Here is a 16628-nt window from a genome sequence, read left to right on the forward strand (position 1 = left end):
CACGGTCGACATCGACGCCGCCCGCGCCGCCGCCGCCACCGCGACGGCCCTGCGCATCCTCGGCTGGGAGGCCCCCGCGTGAACGACGTGCCCACCCCTGACGACGAGCGGCTCAAGCGCTGGCGGCTGGTGCTGGGCGGCGAGTCCGCCGACGGCACCGGCGTCACGCTCAAGGGCTCCGAGGCGCGCATGGACGCGGCGCTGGAAAAGCTGTACGGCGGCGACCAGGGCGACGGCAGGCCCCGGTCGGGCCGCCGCGGCGCCGGCCTGGGCGACTCGGCGCCGACCGTGGCGCGCTGGCTGGGCGACATCCGCGCCTACTTCCCGTCCAGCGTCGTGCAGGTGATGCAGAAGGACGCCATCGAGCGCCTCAACCTGACCCGGCTGCTGCTCGAACCGGAGATGCTGGACGCCGTCGAACCCGACGTGCACCTGGTCGGCACGCTGCTGTCGCTCAACAAGGTCATGCCGGAACGGGCCCGCGAGTCGGCCCGCGCCGTCGTCCGCACGGTCGTGGAGGATCTGGAGCGGCGGCTGGCCCAGCGCACCCGCTCGGCGGTCTCCGGCGCGCTGGACCGCGCGTCCCGGACGCTGCGGCCGCGCCGTCCGGCCGACATCGACTGGCACCGCACCATCCGCGCCAACCTGCGCCACTACCTGCCCGAACACGGCACGGTCGTGCCCGAGCGCCTGATCGGCTACGGGCGCCGCGACCAGGCGGTCAAACGGGACGTCGTGCTGTGCGTGGACCAGAGCGGCTCGATGGCGGCGTCGGTGGTGTACGCGGGGGTGTTCGGCGCGGTGCTGGCGTCGATGCGCTCGCTGCGCACGTCGCTGGTGGTGTTCGACACCGCCGTGGTGGACCTGACCGACCAGCTGCACGACCCGGTGGAGCTGCTGTTCGGCACCCAGCTCGGCGGCGGCACCGACATCAACCGCGCGCTGGCGTACTGCCAGGGCCTGGTCACCCGGCCCCGCGACACGATCATGGTGCTGATCAGCGACCTGTACGAGGGCGGTGTCCGCGCCGAGATGCTGCAGCGGGTCGCCGCGCTGACCGCGGCGGGCGTCCAGGTGATCGTGCTGCTGGCGCTGTCGGACGAGGGCGCCCCCGCCTACGACCGCGAGAACGCCGCCGCCCTGGCCGCGCTGGGCGTCCCCGCGTTCGCCTGCACGCCCGACCTGTTCCCCGACCTGATGGCCGCCGCCGTCCAACGCCGCGACCTCAAGGAATGGTCCGAACGCAACCTCACCTGACCCGGCCCGGGTGTCGTCCCCGTGTCCTCGGGGACGACACCGGAGGGGACGGCCGCCGGAAGGCCCCGCCCGGGCCGGCGTTCGGCCGTGGGCTATATTTGCTCATATGAGCAGCGCTTCAGATGTCCGTGCGGCCGCCGACGGGTGCGCGGTACGGGTGGTTGACCCGGAGAAGGTCGCCGTGGTCACCGCGGCCCTGCCCGCCGACGACAAGATCACCGAGCTGGCGCACGTGTTCGGGCTGCTGGCGGATCCGGGGCGGCTGCGGATCATCACGGCGCTGCTGGAGGGCGGCGAGATGTGCGTGTGCGACATCGCGGCCGCGTGCGGGCATTCGGAGTCCGGGGTCTCCCACGCCCTGCGGCTGCTGCGCGCCAGCGGGGTGGTGCGGGCCCGCCGCTCCGGGCGCATGGCCTACTACCGGCTGGCCGACTCGCACGTCCGGATGCTGCTCGACCTCGCCCTGGCCCATGTCGGCCACCAGGAGGACGAGGCGTGAACGCGGAGCGGGAGACCGCCACCGGGAAGCGGCGTGCCCGCCGGTGGATCTTCCTGCCCGGACGCGGGAACGCCGGCGAGCACGGCCCCGATCACGGGCACGGGCACGGCCATGGACACGGGCACGGGCATGGACACGGGCACGCGGTGTCGGCGAACGCCGACCGGCGCCAGCTCTCGGCGGCGCTGGCCCTGCTGCTGGCGTTCATGGCCGGTGAGGTGGTCGTCGGGTTCGCCGCCCGCTCGCTGGCGCTGATCACCGACGCGGCGCACATGCTGACCGACGCGTTCGCCATCGCGCTGGCGCTGGTCGCCATGCGGATCGCGGCGCGTCCCCCCAAGGGCGGCTACACCTACGGGCTGCGCCGGGCGGAGATCCTGTCGGCGCAGCTGAACGGCCTGACGCTGATCCTGCTGGCGGCCTACTTCGTCTACGAGGGGATCCACCGGCTGGTGGCGCCGCCCGAGGTGGACGGAAGCCTGGTGTTCTGGACGTCGCTGGCCGGAATCGCGGTGAACCTGGCCGCGACCTGGCTGATCAGCCGGGCCGACCGGCGCAGCCTCAACGTCGAGGGCGCCTTCCAGCACATCCTGAACGACCTGTTCGCGTTCGTGTCCACGGCGGTCGCGGGACTGGTGGTGTGGGTGGCCGGGTTCACCCGGGCCGACGCGATCGCCTCGCTGGTGGTGGCCGCGCTGATGCTGAAGGCCGGGTACGGGCTGCTGCGCGACGCCGGGCGGGTGCTCATGGAGGCGGCCCCGGCGGGCGTGGACCCCACCGAGATCGGCACCCGGCTGGCGAGCCGCCCCTGCGTGGAGGAGGTGCACGACCTGCACGTGTGGGAGGTCAGCTCGGGATACCCGGCGCTGTCGGCGCACGTGCTGGTGGAGCCGCGGGGCGACTGCCACGCGGTGCGCCGCGACCTGCAGGACGTCCTGCGCTCCTCCTACGGGATCACCCACACGACGCTGGAGGTCGACCACGTCGCCGACGACTTCCACTGCGAGGATCCGCACGGCCCCCGGCACGTCAACGGCTCGGGTGAACGGCACGACCACCTCGCCGACCCCCGCTGCGGCCACTGAACCGGCCACCGGACCGGCAATTGATCCGGCCACCGGACCGGCCGCCGATCCGGCGCCGGACGCTCAGGTGATCACGGCGGTGAGGACGGGCAGGGCCGCGTGCAGCTCCCGTTCCCAGTACGTCCAGGAGTGCGTGCCCTCGTAGAAGTGGGCCGACACCGGTATGCCCAGTTTCCTGAGCTTGCCGGTGAAGTCCCGGGTCAGGGTGTGCGCGAGGGTTTCCAGGACGTCGCCCCGGCCGCCGCCCCGCGTCCCGCCGCCGTCGCCCGCGCTGACGTACAGCCGCACACCGGCGAGCCGGTCGGCCAGGTCGTAGGGGTTGTGCTGACGCCACACCACCCGCTGGGCGCCGGGTTCGCCCCACACGTCCGTCCAGGCGGCCCCGGGCCGGCCGACGGCCACGCCCAGCTCCACCAGGTCGGCCACGTCCAGGCCGCCGTCGTCCCGGTGGAGGGTGTGGACGAAGCCGCTGAACGACGCCGCCGCCTGGAACAGCCCCCGGTGGCGCGCCGCGTACGCCAGCGCGCCCGTGCCGCCCATGGCGTTTCCGGCGACGGCGCGCGCCGCCCCGGCCCCATAGCCGCGTTCAAGGATCTGCCGCAGTTCCGTGAGGTGGAACGTCTCCCACTTGGGCGGGCCGCCGTCGCCGCGGTTCCACCAGTCGGTGTAGTGGGCGCCGGGGCCGCCGTCCGGCATGACCACGAGGACGTCCAGATCCTCGGTGAGCCCTTCGACGTCGGTGTGGGCGGTCCAGGCCGTGTGGCCGTCCTCGCCGTACGCGCCGTGCAGCAGCCACAGCACCGGCCAGGTGCGCGAGCCGTCCCGCGTCCAGCCCCTGGGCAGCAGGAGCCGTGCGTGCGCGGGACGGTCCAGGACGGGAGAGCGGACGGTCAGGTCGAGGGTGCGCCGCCCCGGGGAACGTTCGCCGATCACCGCGGCGCCGTCGTCGGCGGTGGCGGCCGGCCGGGCGCGGCGGCGGCCGGGCACCCGCGCGGGCCCCTCCGGTGCGATCGACGCCAGCACCCCCGTGACCCCCGCGAGGACGCCCATTCCGATCAAGCCGCGACGCCACATCTTCACGCCCCGCCGAATTCTCGCCGTGCTTTATGGAATTGTCCCCGCCTACCGGCCGTTCAACGCAGGGTAATGGGGAAATAAAATACGCGCGACGGCCGGCCGGGGGACGACGGGTAGGGTGATCGGGATGGACGGCACACGACCACGCGCGCTGCGCAGCAAGCCGCAGCTGCAGGCGGCGATCCGGGACGGCGGACGCGCCGTGCTGGTCGTCAACGCGCGCTCGCGGCGGGGCCGCCGCCTGCTCGACCGCGCCCGGGAGCTGCTGGACGCGGCGGGCCTCGAGTTCGTGCGGGAATTCCCGGTCACCGACCCGGGGCGGCTGGGAGAGATCTTCACCGACGTGCTGGCCCTGGAGCCGGACCTGGTGGTGGTCGGCGGCGGGGACGGCACGGTCGCCGAGGCCGTCAGCCACCTGGCGCACCGCGACATCGCGCTGGGCGTGCTGCCGCTGGGCACCACCAACAACTTCGCCCGCAGCCTGGAGCTGCCGCTGAACCTGGCGGACGCGGTGGCGGTGCTGCGCGACGGCAAGGTCGCCGACGTGGACGTGGGCTGGGTGCAGGGCACCCGGCCGGACGGCTCGGGCCCCGAGCCGGACGGCGGCCGCCACATCTTCGCCAACATGGTCAGCCTGGGCCTGTCGGTGCACGTCGCCGAGAAGGTCCCGCACGGCCTCAAGCGGGTCGTCGGCCGCGCCGCGTACGCGCTGACGGCGGCGTGGCTGCTGCCCCGGCACACCGCGTTCCGGGCCACCGTCCGCGCCGGCGACCGCGTCGAGGAGGTGAGCACGCACCAGCTGAACGTGGCCAACGGCGCCCACCACAGCGGCCAGCGCATCGCCCGCGACGCCAGCCCCGACGACCGGCTGCTGGCGGTGTACCGGCTGGGCGACGAGCGGCGGCTGCGGCTGGCGTCGGCGACCGCGCGGCACCAGCTCACCGGCCCGTGGCGGTCGCTGCGCGAGGACGCCTTCCTCACCACCGACGAGGTGCACATCGTCACCGACCCGCCGATGAAGGTCGACGTGGACGGCGAGATCCGCGGCCGGACCCCGGTCACGGTGCGGCTGCTCGGCAACGCCCTGCGGGTGATCGTCCCGCAGTCCTTCGTCGACACCTGAGCCGGCACCCGGGCGGGCATCCGGGCGGGCACCCGGGCCGGGTCCGCCGCGGACCGGCGCGTCCCCGCCGGTTCGGCGGGGCGCCGAAAGGGGGAGGCATAGCCGCATGGAATCCGACATGCTCAGCGGCCTTGATCCGTTCGACCTCCTCGACCGTGAAGCCCGGCGGCTGGACGCGTACTTCGCCGAGATCGGCGCCGGCGACTGGGACCGTCCCTCCAGATGCGAGGGATGGTCGGTGCGGGACGTCCTGGCGCACCTGGCCGGGGAGGAGCTGTACAACCACGCCTGCCTGGACGACGAGCTGGACGTGCTGTTCAACCGCCTGGACAAGGAGGGCGTCGAGGGGCTGGGCGGGTTCAACCAGTGGTGCGTGGACACCCGCCGCGGCCTGCCGGTGGCGGGGGTGCTGGCCGAATGGCGCCGCCAGAACGGCGACACGCGGCGCCGCATGCGCGAACGCGGCGCCGGCGCGATGCTGCCGACCATGGCCGGTCCGTACCCGGTGGGCCTGCAGACCTTCCACTACGCCTCGGAGTACGCCACGCACGCCGACGACGTCGGCGTGCCCGTCGCGGACGACGAGGAGCCCGCGCGGTCGCGGTGGCGGGCCCGGGTGGGCCGTTTCGTCCTGGCGGAGCAGGACTCGCCGGTCCGGGTCGAGGACGTGCCCGGCGGCGTCCGGGTGCGGCTGGACAGCGAAACCGGCGGCAAGGTCGCCAAGGAGGCCGAACTGTCGACGGCCGACTTCGTCGAGGCCACCGTCGGCCGGCTGCCGGACGATCACCCGCTGGATCCGGAACTGCGCACGGCCCTGGTCTGCCTGGCCTGACGCGGCGCAGGCCGGGCGGTGGCGCCCGCCTCGGGCCGCCGGCTCCGCCCGGCCGGGACGCCGCCGGGCGGACCCGCCCGCCCGTCTGATCAGCCGGTGCCGGTGAGCGCGGCGAGGTCGTCCTCGGTGAGGCGGAGCCCGGCGGCGGCGATGTTCTCCTCCAAGTGGGCCGGGGAGGACGTGCCCGGGATGGCGAGCATCGCGGGCGACAGGGCCAGCAGCCCCGCCAGCAGCACCTGCGCCGTGGTGGCGCCGTGCCGCCGGGCGACGCGCTCGACGCGGTCGTCCTCGGGCAGCCCGAACCCGCCGAGCGGGAAGTACGGCACGTAGGCGATCCCGTCCCGCGCGCAGATCTCCAGCAGCTCGGTGTCGGCGGGCATCGTCACGTCGAACCGGTTCTGCACCGCCGCCACCGGCGCGATCTCGCGGGCCTCGGCGAGCTGCGCGGCCGACACGTGGCTGACGCCCAGATGCCGGATCAGGCCCTCCTCGCGCAGCCCGGCCAGCACGGCGAAGCGCTCCCCGATGGGCTCGTCGCCGGGCGGTTCCAGGCCGCCGGGACGCAGGTACACCAGGTCGAGGTGGTCGCGGCCCAGCTCGCGCAGGTTGCGCTCCACCTCGGCGCGCAGCTCGGAGGTGGGCATCTGCCCCGTGGGGGCGAGGTCGCCCGGGCCGCGGGACGGGCCGACCTTGGTGGCGATCACCAGGCCGTCCGGGTACGGGTGCAGGGCCGCGCGGATCAGCTCGTTGGCGGCCAGGTCGCCCTGGAAGTAGAACGCGGCGGTGTCGATGTGGTCGACGCCGAGCTCCACCGCCCGGCGCAGGATCTTCAGCGCGGTGCCGCGGTCGTTCGGCGGGCCGCCCAGGGTGCTGACGGGCAGGCGCATCGCGCCGAACCCCATGCGCGCGACCCGCAGGTCGCCGCCCAGTTCCCAGTGCCCGGCCGAGGCCGCGGAGATCTCTTCGGTCATGTCCTCACCCTGCCTGGCGGCCCCGCCGCGAACGAGCGGCTGGCAGCAAGCTGCCACGCCGTACACTGTGCGGTGATGAGTCCCGACACGGACCGCAATGTCGTCCTGCGCGGCGAGCTGGAGCTGGCCGAACGCGCCGGGCACCTGTTCGGGCACGCGCGCGAGGAGTTCGTCTGCGCCGCCACCGACCTGCGGACGTGGGCGACGCCGGGCGTCCGCGAGCAGATCATGGCGGGGCACTGGCAGCGTCCCCCCAGCCTGAAAGTCCGCAAGCTGTACACCCCCGCCGCCCTGGACGACGAGGACTCCGAGCGGCATCTGGTGGAGCTGTCCCGCAGCGGCGCGACGGTGCGGATCAGCACCGCCCCGCTCCCCCAGGAGACGATCGTCATCGACCGGAAGGTGGCGGTGCTGGCCGGCGCGCCGGTGGCGGGCGTGCGGGAGTACACGGTGGTGCGCTCGCCGGGCGTGGTGCGCTCGGTGCGTTCGCTGTACGAGGCGGCCTGGGAGGCGGCCGCCGACCTGGCCGAGTTCCGGCGCGCCCGGCCCCCGGCGCTGGGCGAGCAGAGCCGGCAGATCCTGCGGCTGCTCGGCGGCGGTCTGAAGGACGAGGCGGCGGCCCGGCAGCTCGGCCTGTCGCTGCGGACCTACCGGCGCCGCGTCGCGGAGATCCTGACGCTGCTTGACGCCGACTCGCGCTTCCAGGCGGGCCTGCGCGCCCACGAACTGGGCCTGCTCGGCGCGCCCCCGCGCCGGCCCGCCGGCTGAGCTCCGCGATCCGGGAGCCGGGCCCGGCGGCGCCGGTCAACCGCCGACGAGCGGCACCAGCCTGATGAACACCAGGTCGGGGTCGCCGCCAAGGTCGACGATCTCGTCGAGGTCCTCGGCCTGCCGGTCGCCGACGAGCACGAAGAAGCCGTTGGACAGGAACGCCCGCTCGGCGATGTCGGCCTGACGCTCCCAGTCGATGGGGCGCGCCTCCCGCAGCCGGTACCCGTTCAGCTCGGTCTCGGCGTCGTCGGGCCGCACGAGCCCGTTGAAGCGGCGGGCGGGCCGGGCGTTGTGCCGGGCCACCTCCTCGCGCACCCGCAGCCGGATCAGCTCCCGGACGGTCATCGTCGCGGGCAGCCCGGCCACGGAGAACGCGTCGAGCTCCCTTCCGGTGGCGGTCTCGTCGCGGAACGTCACGGCGGCCATGGTCATCCCCTCCGGATCTGCTCCATGATCGACGGGTCGGTGATCGTGGTGTCGGCGGCCAGCAGGAACGCCTTGGACAGGATCAGCGCCAGCCGGTCGTCCTCGAACGGCAGGAAGATCGTGCCGCCGCGCGCCCGTCCCGGGACGATGCACAGATATTGATCGCCGGGATCCATCAGAATGTTCGCCGAGCCCAGGTGGATCTTGTAGGTGCGCAGGTCGCCGCGCACGACGAGGAACCGCCCGTCCAGCGCGCACCGGTCGGCGATCTTCGTGCGGGGCAGGATCCGGGCCAGCGCGTCCCGCCGCGTCTCGGCGCTCGCCGACAGCTCACCGAAGCCCGCCCGCCGCCAGTAGTCGACGAAGCGGTCCTCCCCGCGGTCGATCCAGTCGGGGTCGGCGGCCACCGAGGTCACCCCGACGAACAGGTCCACGTCCCGCATGGCCTCGCTGAACACCACCGGCGGCACCTCGGCCAGCGGCACCTCGCGCCAGCCGCGCCCGGCGCGCCGGTCGAAGCGGACCTGGTCGGTGGACGCGTAGTCGGGCGGCTCGTAGCCCTGCATCTCGACCGCCTCGTGGAAGAAGCGGGCGCGCCACTCGCCTTCGGCCAGAACCCCTTTGGCCTGCCCGGTGCAACCGTCGTCGTAGGGGCCGAGGTAGTTCGCCGTCCAGCCGCGCTGCTTGAACAGCGCGTAGAGCTGGCGGTAGCGCACGATGTGGGCGGCGAAGCGGTTGGAGTAGACGCCCGTCTCCTCCTCCGCCGGGGTGAGCCGGTAGATCTCGCGGAACGCCTGCTTGAAAGGCTGGACCATCTGGTTGTCGGTGACGAACGTCCGCCAGGCCCGCACCTGCGCGACGGGGGCGCGCAGCGGATGCCACAGCCGCACCCGGGCCGCCTCGCCCGGTTCGGGCAGCACGTCCCCGTCGTCCGTGACCAGCGTGAAACCGGCGGGCGTGGCGGCCGCCCAGGTGCCCTCGGGGCGTTCGAACTCCCAGATCAGACCGCACGTGACCACGCCGGTGATCGGGTGGTCGCGGTAGTACCGGCACCACTCCCCGTACGTCCAGGTCGCCTCGGCCGCCATGAGGGCCTCGATGCGGGCGCGTTCGGCCGCCAGGGTGCCGCGCACCTGCTTGGCCAGGTCCTTCATCTGCCTGATCTCGTCGGCGAACGGCTCCTTGAGCGCGGCCGGGACGGTGCGCAGCAGCCGCCCGCCGTCGTCGGTGAACGTCAGGCGCACGGTGCGGGGATCCTCGATGGCGACGACGCCCTGGTAGCCGCCGAGTTCCCAGGCCGTGGAACCGTCCCTGCCGAACCCGTGGCCGGGCACGGCGCGTTCGGTGAGCTGCCGGGGCGACAGGCCCTGCCGTTCGGCGGCCGCCCGCACGGCGTTCTCGACCTGCTTGCGGCCGCCCGGATAGCCGACCTCCCGGCCGAGGGCGCGCAGGGTGGTCATGACCTCGGGGTGGTCGCAGACGCCGAGCGCGTTGACGGTGGCGTTGGCGAGCGGCTCGTTGCCGAAGTACTCGCGGCTGAGCCAGGACGTGTGCCGGAAGATCGTGACCAGCTCGGTGAACGCCGACGGGTCGCCGGTCAGGGCCGCGGCCCAGACGTAGCCGCGTGCGGCGTCGTCGACGACCAGTTCCAGGAGGTCGGGCGGCCCCCACTGGGGTGCGACCGCGCGGTCGCCCCGGGCGTATCCGCGGACGGTGGCCAGCACGTGCTCGCGGACGCCCGGTTCCTCCAGCAGCTCCAGCGTGCGGCGGCGCCACGTCTTGGTGGGGCGGACGGCCTGCATCAGGACCATGTGGGCGTCGACCGCCCCGACGTCGGCGAGCGCGAGCGCGCCCGCCGGGGAGGCGTCCTCGTTCGGCATGCGGTCGATCTTGGCAGGCGGCGGTGACACTTTGTGGGCCTGTTCAGATGACCGATGGGTCATTACCCTCGGGGCACGGACAGCGCAGCGACACCCCGGACGGCGAGATGGACGCACCGCACGACGTCGTGATCATTGGAAGCGGGTTCGGCGGGATCGGCATGGCGGCCCGGCTGCTGGCGGCCGGGGTGCGCGACGTGGTGGTCCTGGAGAAGGCCGCCGGGCTGGGCGGCACCTGGCGGGACAACACCTATCCGGGCGCGGCGTGCGACGTCCCCTCGCACCTGTACTCGTTCTCGTTCGCGCGCAAGACCGACTGGAGCCGCCGCTTCCCTCCGCAGGACGAGATCCTCGCCTACCTGTGGGACGTGGCGCGCAAGCACGGCGTGCTGCCGCGCGTCAGGTTCGGCACCGAGGTGACCGAGGCGCGGTTCGACGAGGAGGCCGCCGTGTGGCGGGTGTCGACCGCCGGCGGCGGCGAGCTGGCGGCGCGGGTGCTGGTCAGCGCGTGCGGCCAGCTCAACCGGCCCGCGCTGCCGGCGATCGAGGGCCGCGACTCCTTCGCCGGGACGAGCTTCCACTCCGCCCGCTGGGACCACGGCGCCGACCTGACCGGCCGGCGGGTCGCGGTGATCGGCACCGGCGCCAGCGCGATCCAGATCGTGCCGGAGATCGCCCCGCGGGCCGGCCGGCTGACGGTCTTCCAGCGGTCCGCCCCCTACGTGATCGACAAGCCGGACCGGGAGTACCGGGCCTGGGAGAAGGCGCTGCTGGCCGCCGTCCCTGCGCTGCACGACCTCAGCCGCGCCCGGATCTACGCGTCGTACGAGTCGCGGGCGCTGGGCTTCGTGAAGTACCCCGGGCTGATGAAGCTGATGTCGCGGCGGTTCCGGCGCACCCTGCGCACGCAGATCCCCGACCCGCGGCTGCGCGCCCGGCTGGTCCCCGACTACCCGATGGGCTGCAAGCGCATCCTGCTGTCCGGCGACTACTATCCCGCGCTCGTCCGCCCCGACGTCGAGCTGGTCACCGACCCGATCACGCGGATCACCCCGTCGGGCGTGGAGACCGGCCGCGCCGCCTACGACGTCGACGTGATCGTCTACGCCACCGGGTTCCACACCAGCGGCTTCCTGGCGCCGATGACGATCGTGGGGCGGGACGGCCTGACCCTGGACGCGGCGTGGCGCGACGGCGCCCGCGCCCACCTGGGCATCACCGTCAGCGGCTTCCCCAACCTGTTCCTGCTGTACGGCCCGTACACCAACCTCGGCCACAACTCGATCATCTACATGCTGGAGTCGCAGTTCCGGTACGTGCTGGGCTGCGTGCGGGCGCTGCGCGAGACCGGCCTGGCCTGGATCGACGTGCGCCCCGACGTGCAGGACGCCTTCGACCGCCGGATGCGCGAGCGGATGCGCTCCACCGTGTGGGAGGCCGGCTGCGCCAGCTGGTACATGACCGCCGACGGCAGGGTCGTCAACAACTGGCCGGGGTTCACCTTCGCCTACCGGCGCGCCACGCGCCGCCCCGACCCGCGGCACTTCCGGGCGGGACGCGCCCGGCCCGTCGCCCCGGCCCGGTCCGGCCCCAGGTGACGCCATAGGGTCGGGGGTATGCCGACTGCTCTCATCACCGGCGCCACCGCGGGGATCGGTTCCGCCTTCGCCCGCCGGCTGGCGTCCGACGGATTCGACCTGGTCCTGCTGGCCCGCGACGCCGAACGGCTCGACCGCGCGGCGCGCGAGCTCGGCGACGTCTACGCGGTCCGGGCCGAGGTGCTCGCCGCCGACCTGGCCGCCGACGAGGGGCTGGCCGCGGCCGAGCGGCGCGTCCGCGACGGCGTGGACCTGCTGGTCAACAACGCCGGGTTCGGTCACGGCGGCCGGTTCCTGGACGTCCCGCTGGACAACGAGCTGCGGATGCTGCGGGTGCACTGCGAGGCGGTGCTGCGGCTGACCCACGCGGCCCTGCCCGGCATGCTGGAGCGCGGCCGCGGCGGGGTCGTCAACGTCTCGTCCACGGCGGCGTTCCTGGTGCGCGGCACCTACGGCGCGTCCAAGGCGTGGGTGGTGAGCTTCAGCAAGGGCGTCGCCGAGGACATCGCGGCGCGCGGCGGCCACGACGTGCGCGTCATGGCGCTGTGCCCGGGGTTCGTGCGCACCGAGTTCCACGAGCGGGCCGGGATGGACGTCTCCGGCATCCCCGAGGCGCTGTGGCTGGACAAGGACATGGTCGTCGACACGGCGCTGCGCGACCTGCGCCGCGGCGTGCGCGTCAGCGTGCCGGGCGTCCAGTACAAGGCGGTCGTCGGGCTCAGCCGCCTGGTGCCGTCGTCGCTCGTCGGCCGGGTGTCGTCGCGCGTGGGCCGCCGCTACGACTGAGCCGTCCCGAGGGCCCCGAGCCGAGTGATCAACACCGCGCCGGCGCCATCGGCGTTGCGGGGGTTCCCCGGCGGCGTGGATCCTGGGGAACATGCGGGTCTTGGTGACGGGGGCGGCCGGATACGTCGGATACGCGGTGGGACGGCGCCTGGTGGCGGCCGGGCACACGGTGGACGGGCTCGTCCGCGACGCCGGCCAGGACCTGCCGCCGGGCGTGCGGCCCCTGGTCGGCGACCTGCTCGACCCGCCCGCGCTGCGGGCCGTGCTGCGCGCGCCGTACGACGCGGTGTGCCACCTGGCCGCGCTGACGCGGGTCCGCGAGTCGTTCGAGGAGCCGCTGCGGTTCTTCGCGGTCAACGTGCAGGGCACCGTGAACCTGCTGGACCTGCTGGCCCCCGGCACCCGCGTGGTGTACGGGTCGACGGCCGCCGTCTACGGCACGCCCGAGTGGCAGCCGATCCACGAGGACCAGACTCCCGCCCCCACCAGCCCGTACGGCGCGTCCAAGCTGGCCGCCGAGCAGGCGGTGCGCTTCCACGCCCGCACCGGTGCGATCGGCGCGGTGGTGCTGCGCACGTTCAACGTCGCGGGGTCGGTGGACGGGCGCGGCGACCCCGACCCGACCCGGCTGATCCCCAGGGCGCTGGCCGTGGCGGCCGGGGAGGCGCCTCACCTGGAGATCAACGGTGACGGCGCCGCCGTCCGCGAGTACGTGCACGTGGACGATCTCGCCGACGCGCACGTGCGCGCCCTGGCCGCCGCCCGGCCCGGCGAGGACCGCGTCTACAACGTCGGCAGCGGCGCGGCGGTGTCGGTCCGCGACGTGGTGGCGGCCGTGGAGAAGGTCACCGGCCGCCGCGTGCCGACGGTGCGCCGCCCGCCGCGGCCCGAGCCGCCGATGCTGATCTCCGACGCCACCGCCGTCCGCCACGACCTCGGCTGGCGGCCGCGGCGGTCGGAGCTGCCGCGGATCATCGCCGACGCGTGGGCCGCCCGTACCCGCGCGGGGGGATAAACTCCCAGCGTGTCCGAGCCGAAGTTCGAAGTCCAGATGCTTCACGACCGTGTCATGATCAAGGTCGAGAAGGAGCCCGGGGAGCGGCGCAGCACCGGCGGCATCGTCATCCCGGCCACCGTGGAGCAGTCCAACCGGCTCGCGTGGGGCCAGGTCTGCGGCGTCGGCCATCACGTGCGCACGGTCAAGGTCGGCGACCGGGTGCTGTTCCACCCCGACGACCAGTACGAGGTGGAGATCCAGGGCGAGAACTACCTGGTCATGCGCGAGCGGGACCTGCACGCGATCGCCAGCGAGCGTCCCGAGCACGGCACCGGCCTCTACCTCTGACGGACCCGCCCCGCCGAGCCGGCCGCGTCGCCGGTTCGTCACGTCTCGCCACCTTTCGGACTGTCATGACGGCGTCGCTCAGAGATGTCAGAATGTGTCTTCTCCAGGGTTCTGGAGGGTCGGCGGCGCAGGGAACGGCGGCGGGATGACAGAGCGCGGAACACAGTCGGGCGCGCGCTTCGGCGCGCCCGCGAGCTCACGGATCTACGACTTCTCGCTGGGCGGCAAGGACAACTACAGTCCCGACCGGCAGACCGCCCTCAAGGCGTTCGAGGCGCTGCCCGCCGCGCGGCTGCTGCCCCGGGAGAACCGCAAGTTCATGCGGCGCGCCGTGCGGTTCCTGCTGGACGCGGGCGTCCGGCAGTTCCTCGACGTCGGGTGCGGCCTGCCCGGCAAGGGCAACGTGCACGAGGTCGTCCACGGCGTCGACCCCGGCGCCGCCGTCGTGTACGTCGACCATGATCCGGTGGCGGTGGTGCACTACCAGGCGCTGCTGCACGCGGTGCCGACGGCGACGGCGGTGTGCGCCGACGCCCGCGACCCCGCCGCGATCCTGGCGCATCCCGAGGTCACCGCGCTGATCGACTTCACCCGTCCGGTCGGCGTGCTGATGTTCTGCGTGCTGTCGCACTTCGCCGACCCCGAGCGGGCGCACTCCTCCGTCGCCGCGTTCCGCGCCGCTATGGCGCCCGGCAGCCACCTGGCGCTGAGCGACTTCACCGACGAGACGATGACCGACCACGAACGCGCCGTGTCCGCCGACCTGATGCGCGACAGCGGCATCCCCCTGGCCTTCCGCCCCCGGGGCTGCCTGGCCGCCTACTTCGACGGCCTGGAGCTGGTGGAGCCGGGGCTGGTGCCCGCTCCCGAGTGGCGCCCCGACCGGCCCTACGACCGGCCGTCCGGCTGGCTGCTGGCGGGCGTCGCCCGCAAACCCTGAGGCCGCCGGTCAGACCGCGACGGTCGCCGTCGACCCCTCGCGCCGCTTGCGCAGGCGCAGCTGCGCGGGGATGCGGGTGCGCAGCTCGGCGACGTGGCTGACGATGCCGACCGCGCGTCCGCCGTCGCGCAGGCCGTCCAGGACGTCCATCACCTCGTCGAGGGTCTCCTCGTCAAGGGTGCCGAAGCCCTCGTCGACGAACAGCGTGTTGATCTCGGTGCCGCCGGCCTCGGCGGTGACCACGTCGGCCAGGCCGAGCGCCAGCGCGAGCGAGCTGATGAACGACTCGCCGCCCGACAGGGTGACCGGGTCGCGGGCCTGGCCGGTCCAGGCGTCCACGACGCGCAGGCCGAGCCCGCCGCCGCTCTTGCTGCGGTCGCCCGCGGCCTTGTCGACGGTGTGGACGAGCGTGTACCGGCCGGCCGACATGCGCGCCAGCCGCTGGTTGGCGGCGGCGACGACCTGCTCCAGCCGCGCGGCCAGCACGTACGCCGACAGCGACATGGCGCGCCGGTTGTCGGGCGACTTGCCGGAGGCCAGGCCCGCCATCCGCGCGGCGACGGCGTGGCGGTGCGCGGCCGGACGCCAGGCGGCGACGGCGGACGCCAGCTCGGCGCGCAGCTCGGCGAGGCGGTCGCGGCGGCGCCGGGCGTTGTCGGCGGCGGACGCCACCTCGGTGTAGGCCGCGTCGGCCGCCTCCAGCGCGGACCGCAGCGCGGCCAGGTCGGGGGCGGGGGCCTGCGCGGCGGCGGCCGTCTCCGGGTCGTCGAGCACCGCCCGGACGCGGGCCAGCTGGTCGTCGTACTCGCGGCCCTGCTGGGTGAGGGCGCGGCGGCGGGCGTCGTCGAGTTCGGCGGCGAGCGCGTCGTCGGGGGTGGCGAAGCCCGCGTCGGCCGCCGCCCGCGCGGCGGCGGTGCGGGCGGACGCCAGCTCGGCGGCGGCGCGTTCGGCGTCCTGCGCCGCCTGGACGGCGTCGGCGAGCGCGTCGGCCTCGCCCCGCAGCCGGTCCACACGGGCTTCCAGGGTGGCGTCCTCGCCGCGTGCGGCGTCGAGCTCGGCGCGCAGGCGGGCCTGCTCGGCGGCCCGTTCGCGATCGCGGGCACGGCCCTCGGTGAGGGCGTTCCTGGCCTGGTCGAGGCCGGTGCGCGCCTGGTCGAGGTCCTGCTCGCGGCGGCGCAGCTCGGCCTCCAGGCGGTCGGCCTCGGCGGCGCGGGCGGTCAGCCCGGCCAGGGCGCGTTCGGCCGCGTCCAGCTCGGCGGCCAGCGCGGCGACGGGCGTCTCACCGGCGACCTCCAGCTTGGCGTCCAGCTCGGCGCGCAGCGACTCGACCTTCACGGCGGCCGTCTCACGCCGCCGCTGGGCGTGCTCGTAGGCCGCCTGGGCGCGTTCCTCGTCGTCCTCGCCGGGGACCGGGCCGGGGGACGCGGCGGGCTCGGGATGCTCGCGCGCCCCGCACACCCGGCACGGCTCCCCCGGCCGCAGGTCGTGGGCGAGCGCGGCGGCCATGCCGTCCAGCCGGGCCTGCCGCAGCTCCTGGAGCCGGTCGCGGGCCTCCTGCGCGGCGTCGACGGCGGCGCGGTGCGCGTTCTCCGCGTCGGCGAGCTGCCCGGTCACCAGGTCGCGCCGTTCGGCGGCCTCCACGCGGCGGGCGGCCTCGTCCACGGCGGCCTGGGCGCCGGGACGCCCGGCGGCGGCGATGCGGGCGTCGTCCAGCCGCGCCCGCAGCTCGTCGACGACGCCGGGCAGCGCCTCCAGGGCGTCGGCGAGCCGCGCCTCCTCCTGCTCCAGCCGTTGCAGCTCGCGCGCCAGCTCGGCGCGTTCGTCGCCGATGCCCCGCAGCCGCTGAGCGTCGGCGCGCCTGCCGTCCAGGGCGGCGATCTCGTCGCGGCGGTCGCGTTCGGCCTTGACGAGCACGTCCTCGGCGGCGCCCGGCGGCACCAGCGCGCCGACCCGGGCCAGCGCGTCGTCGGCGCGGGCGCGGGCCCGCTCGGCCTGCCGGTGCCGGCCCGCGGCCTCGCGGATCAGCGGCAGCACGCGG

The 16628-nt window shown here is 74.7% G+C and carries 16 protein-coding genes; 11 read left to right on the forward strand and 5 right to left on the reverse strand.

All coding sequences use genetic code 11. The features are described from left to right. Window positions 1-78: 78 nt before the first annotated feature. The 3 genes from ABD811_RS42200 (at window position 79) to ABD811_RS42210 (ending at window position 2841) form a co-directional block, all read left to right on the forward strand. Window positions 79-1257 (forward strand): VWA domain-containing protein, encoded by a 1179-nt coding sequence (locus ABD811_RS42200; RefSeq protein WP_344959116.1) that lies wholly within the window; start codon window positions 79-81, stop codon window positions 1255-1257. Window positions 1258-1363: 106 nt separating this feature from the next. Beyond that, the gene (locus ABD811_RS42205) at window positions 1364-1756 is read left to right on the forward strand and encodes an ArsR/SmtB family transcription factor (protein WP_344959118.1); all 393 of its coding nucleotides are present in this window, start codon (window positions 1364-1366) and stop codon (window positions 1754-1756) included. Then, window positions 1753-2841: a cation diffusion facilitator family transporter gene (locus ABD811_RS42210; protein ID WP_344959120.1), complete on the forward strand. Its 1089-nt coding sequence runs from the start codon at window positions 1753-1755 to the stop codon at window positions 2839-2841. The genes ABD811_RS42205 and ABD811_RS42210 overlap by 4 nt, the downstream gene beginning before the upstream one ends. Window positions 2842-2904: 63 nt before the next feature. Here the strand turns inward: ABD811_RS42210 and ABD811_RS42215 are convergent, their stop codons facing one another. Further along, window positions 2905-3891, reverse strand: coding sequence for an alpha/beta hydrolase (locus ABD811_RS42215; RefSeq protein ID WP_344959146.1), 987 nt, complete (start codon window positions 3889-3891; stop codon window positions 2905-2907). Window positions 3892-4045: 154 nt separating this feature from the next. Here ABD811_RS42215 and ABD811_RS42220 point away from each other — a divergent pair, with 154 nt between their 5' ends. Together ABD811_RS42220 and ABD811_RS42225 are read left to right on the forward strand one after the other, a co-directional pair. Then, window positions 4046-5041: a diacylglycerol/lipid kinase family protein gene (locus ABD811_RS42220; protein ID WP_344959122.1), complete on the forward strand. Its 996-nt coding sequence runs from the start codon at window positions 4046-4048 to the stop codon at window positions 5039-5041. Window positions 5042-5147: 106 nt separating this feature from the next. After that, window positions 5148-5873, forward strand: coding sequence for a maleylpyruvate isomerase family mycothiol-dependent enzyme (locus ABD811_RS42225; protein ID WP_344959124.1), 726 nt, complete (start codon window positions 5148-5150; stop codon window positions 5871-5873). Window positions 5874-5962: 89 nt separating this feature from the next. Here ABD811_RS42225 and ABD811_RS42230 read toward each other — a convergent pair whose 3' ends face one another. Continuing rightward, window positions 5963-6844, reverse strand: coding sequence for an oxidoreductase (locus tag ABD811_RS42230; protein WP_344959126.1), 882 nt, complete (start codon window positions 6842-6844; stop codon window positions 5963-5965). 75 nt (window positions 6845-6919) lie between these two features. On the opposite strand from ABD811_RS42230, the gene ABD811_RS42235 reads away from it, so the two are divergent. After that, on the forward strand, window positions 6920-7612 hold the full coding sequence (locus tag ABD811_RS42235; RefSeq protein ID WP_344959128.1) for a helix-turn-helix transcriptional regulator: 693 nt from the start codon (window positions 6920-6922) through the stop codon (window positions 7610-7612). A 36-nt stretch (window positions 7613-7648) separates the two neighbouring features. On the opposite strand, the gene ABD811_RS42240 is transcribed toward ABD811_RS42235, so the two are convergent. After that, window positions 7649-8041, reverse strand: a complete 393-nt coding sequence (locus tag ABD811_RS42240) for a hypothetical protein (RefSeq protein ID WP_344959130.1) — start codon at window positions 8039-8041, stop codon at window positions 7649-7651. A gap of 2 nt (window positions 8042-8043) precedes the next feature. Beyond that, window positions 8044-9921, reverse strand: coding sequence for a DUF4132 domain-containing protein (locus ABD811_RS42245; RefSeq protein WP_344959132.1), 1878 nt, complete (start codon window positions 9919-9921; stop codon window positions 8044-8046). A 107-nt stretch (window positions 9922-10028) separates the two neighbouring features. On the opposite strand from ABD811_RS42245, the gene ABD811_RS42250 reads away from it, so the two are divergent. The 5 genes from ABD811_RS42250 to ABD811_RS42270 all read left to right on the forward strand — a co-directional run bounded on the left by ABD811_RS42250 (window position 10029) and on the right by ABD811_RS42270 (window position 14590). After that, window positions 10029-11519, forward strand: a complete 1491-nt coding sequence (locus ABD811_RS42250; protein ID WP_344959134.1) for a flavin-containing monooxygenase — start codon at window positions 10029-10031, stop codon at window positions 11517-11519. An 18-nt stretch (window positions 11520-11537) separates the two neighbouring features. Then, on the forward strand, window positions 11538-12305 hold the full coding sequence (locus ABD811_RS42255) for an SDR family NAD(P)-dependent oxidoreductase (protein ID WP_344959136.1): 768 nt from the start codon (window positions 11538-11540) through the stop codon (window positions 12303-12305). 91 nt (window positions 12306-12396) lie between these two features. Next, window positions 12397-13320, forward strand: a complete 924-nt coding sequence (locus tag ABD811_RS42260) for an NAD-dependent epimerase/dehydratase family protein (protein WP_344959138.1) — start codon at window positions 12397-12399, stop codon at window positions 13318-13320. A 9-nt stretch (window positions 13321-13329) separates the two neighbouring features. After that, the gene (locus tag ABD811_RS42265) at window positions 13330-13650 is read left to right on the forward strand and encodes a GroES family chaperonin (protein ID WP_344959140.1); all 321 of its coding nucleotides are present in this window, start codon (window positions 13330-13332) and stop codon (window positions 13648-13650) included. Between the two features lie 145 nt (window positions 13651-13795). After that, window positions 13796-14590, forward strand: a complete 795-nt coding sequence (locus ABD811_RS42270) for an SAM-dependent methyltransferase (RefSeq protein ID WP_344959142.1) — start codon at window positions 13796-13798, stop codon at window positions 14588-14590. A gap of 9 nt (window positions 14591-14599) precedes the next feature. Here ABD811_RS42270 and ABD811_RS42275 read toward each other — a convergent pair. Then, the coding region (locus ABD811_RS42275) for an SbcC/MukB-like Walker B domain-containing protein (RefSeq protein ID WP_344959144.1) at window positions 14600-16628 on the reverse strand (2029 nt) is incomplete at its 5' end.

The organism is Actinomadura miaoliensis (assembly GCF_039536785.1).
Lineage (GTDB): Bacteria > Actinomycetota > Actinomycetes > Streptosporangiales > Streptosporangiaceae > Spirillospora > Spirillospora miaoliensis.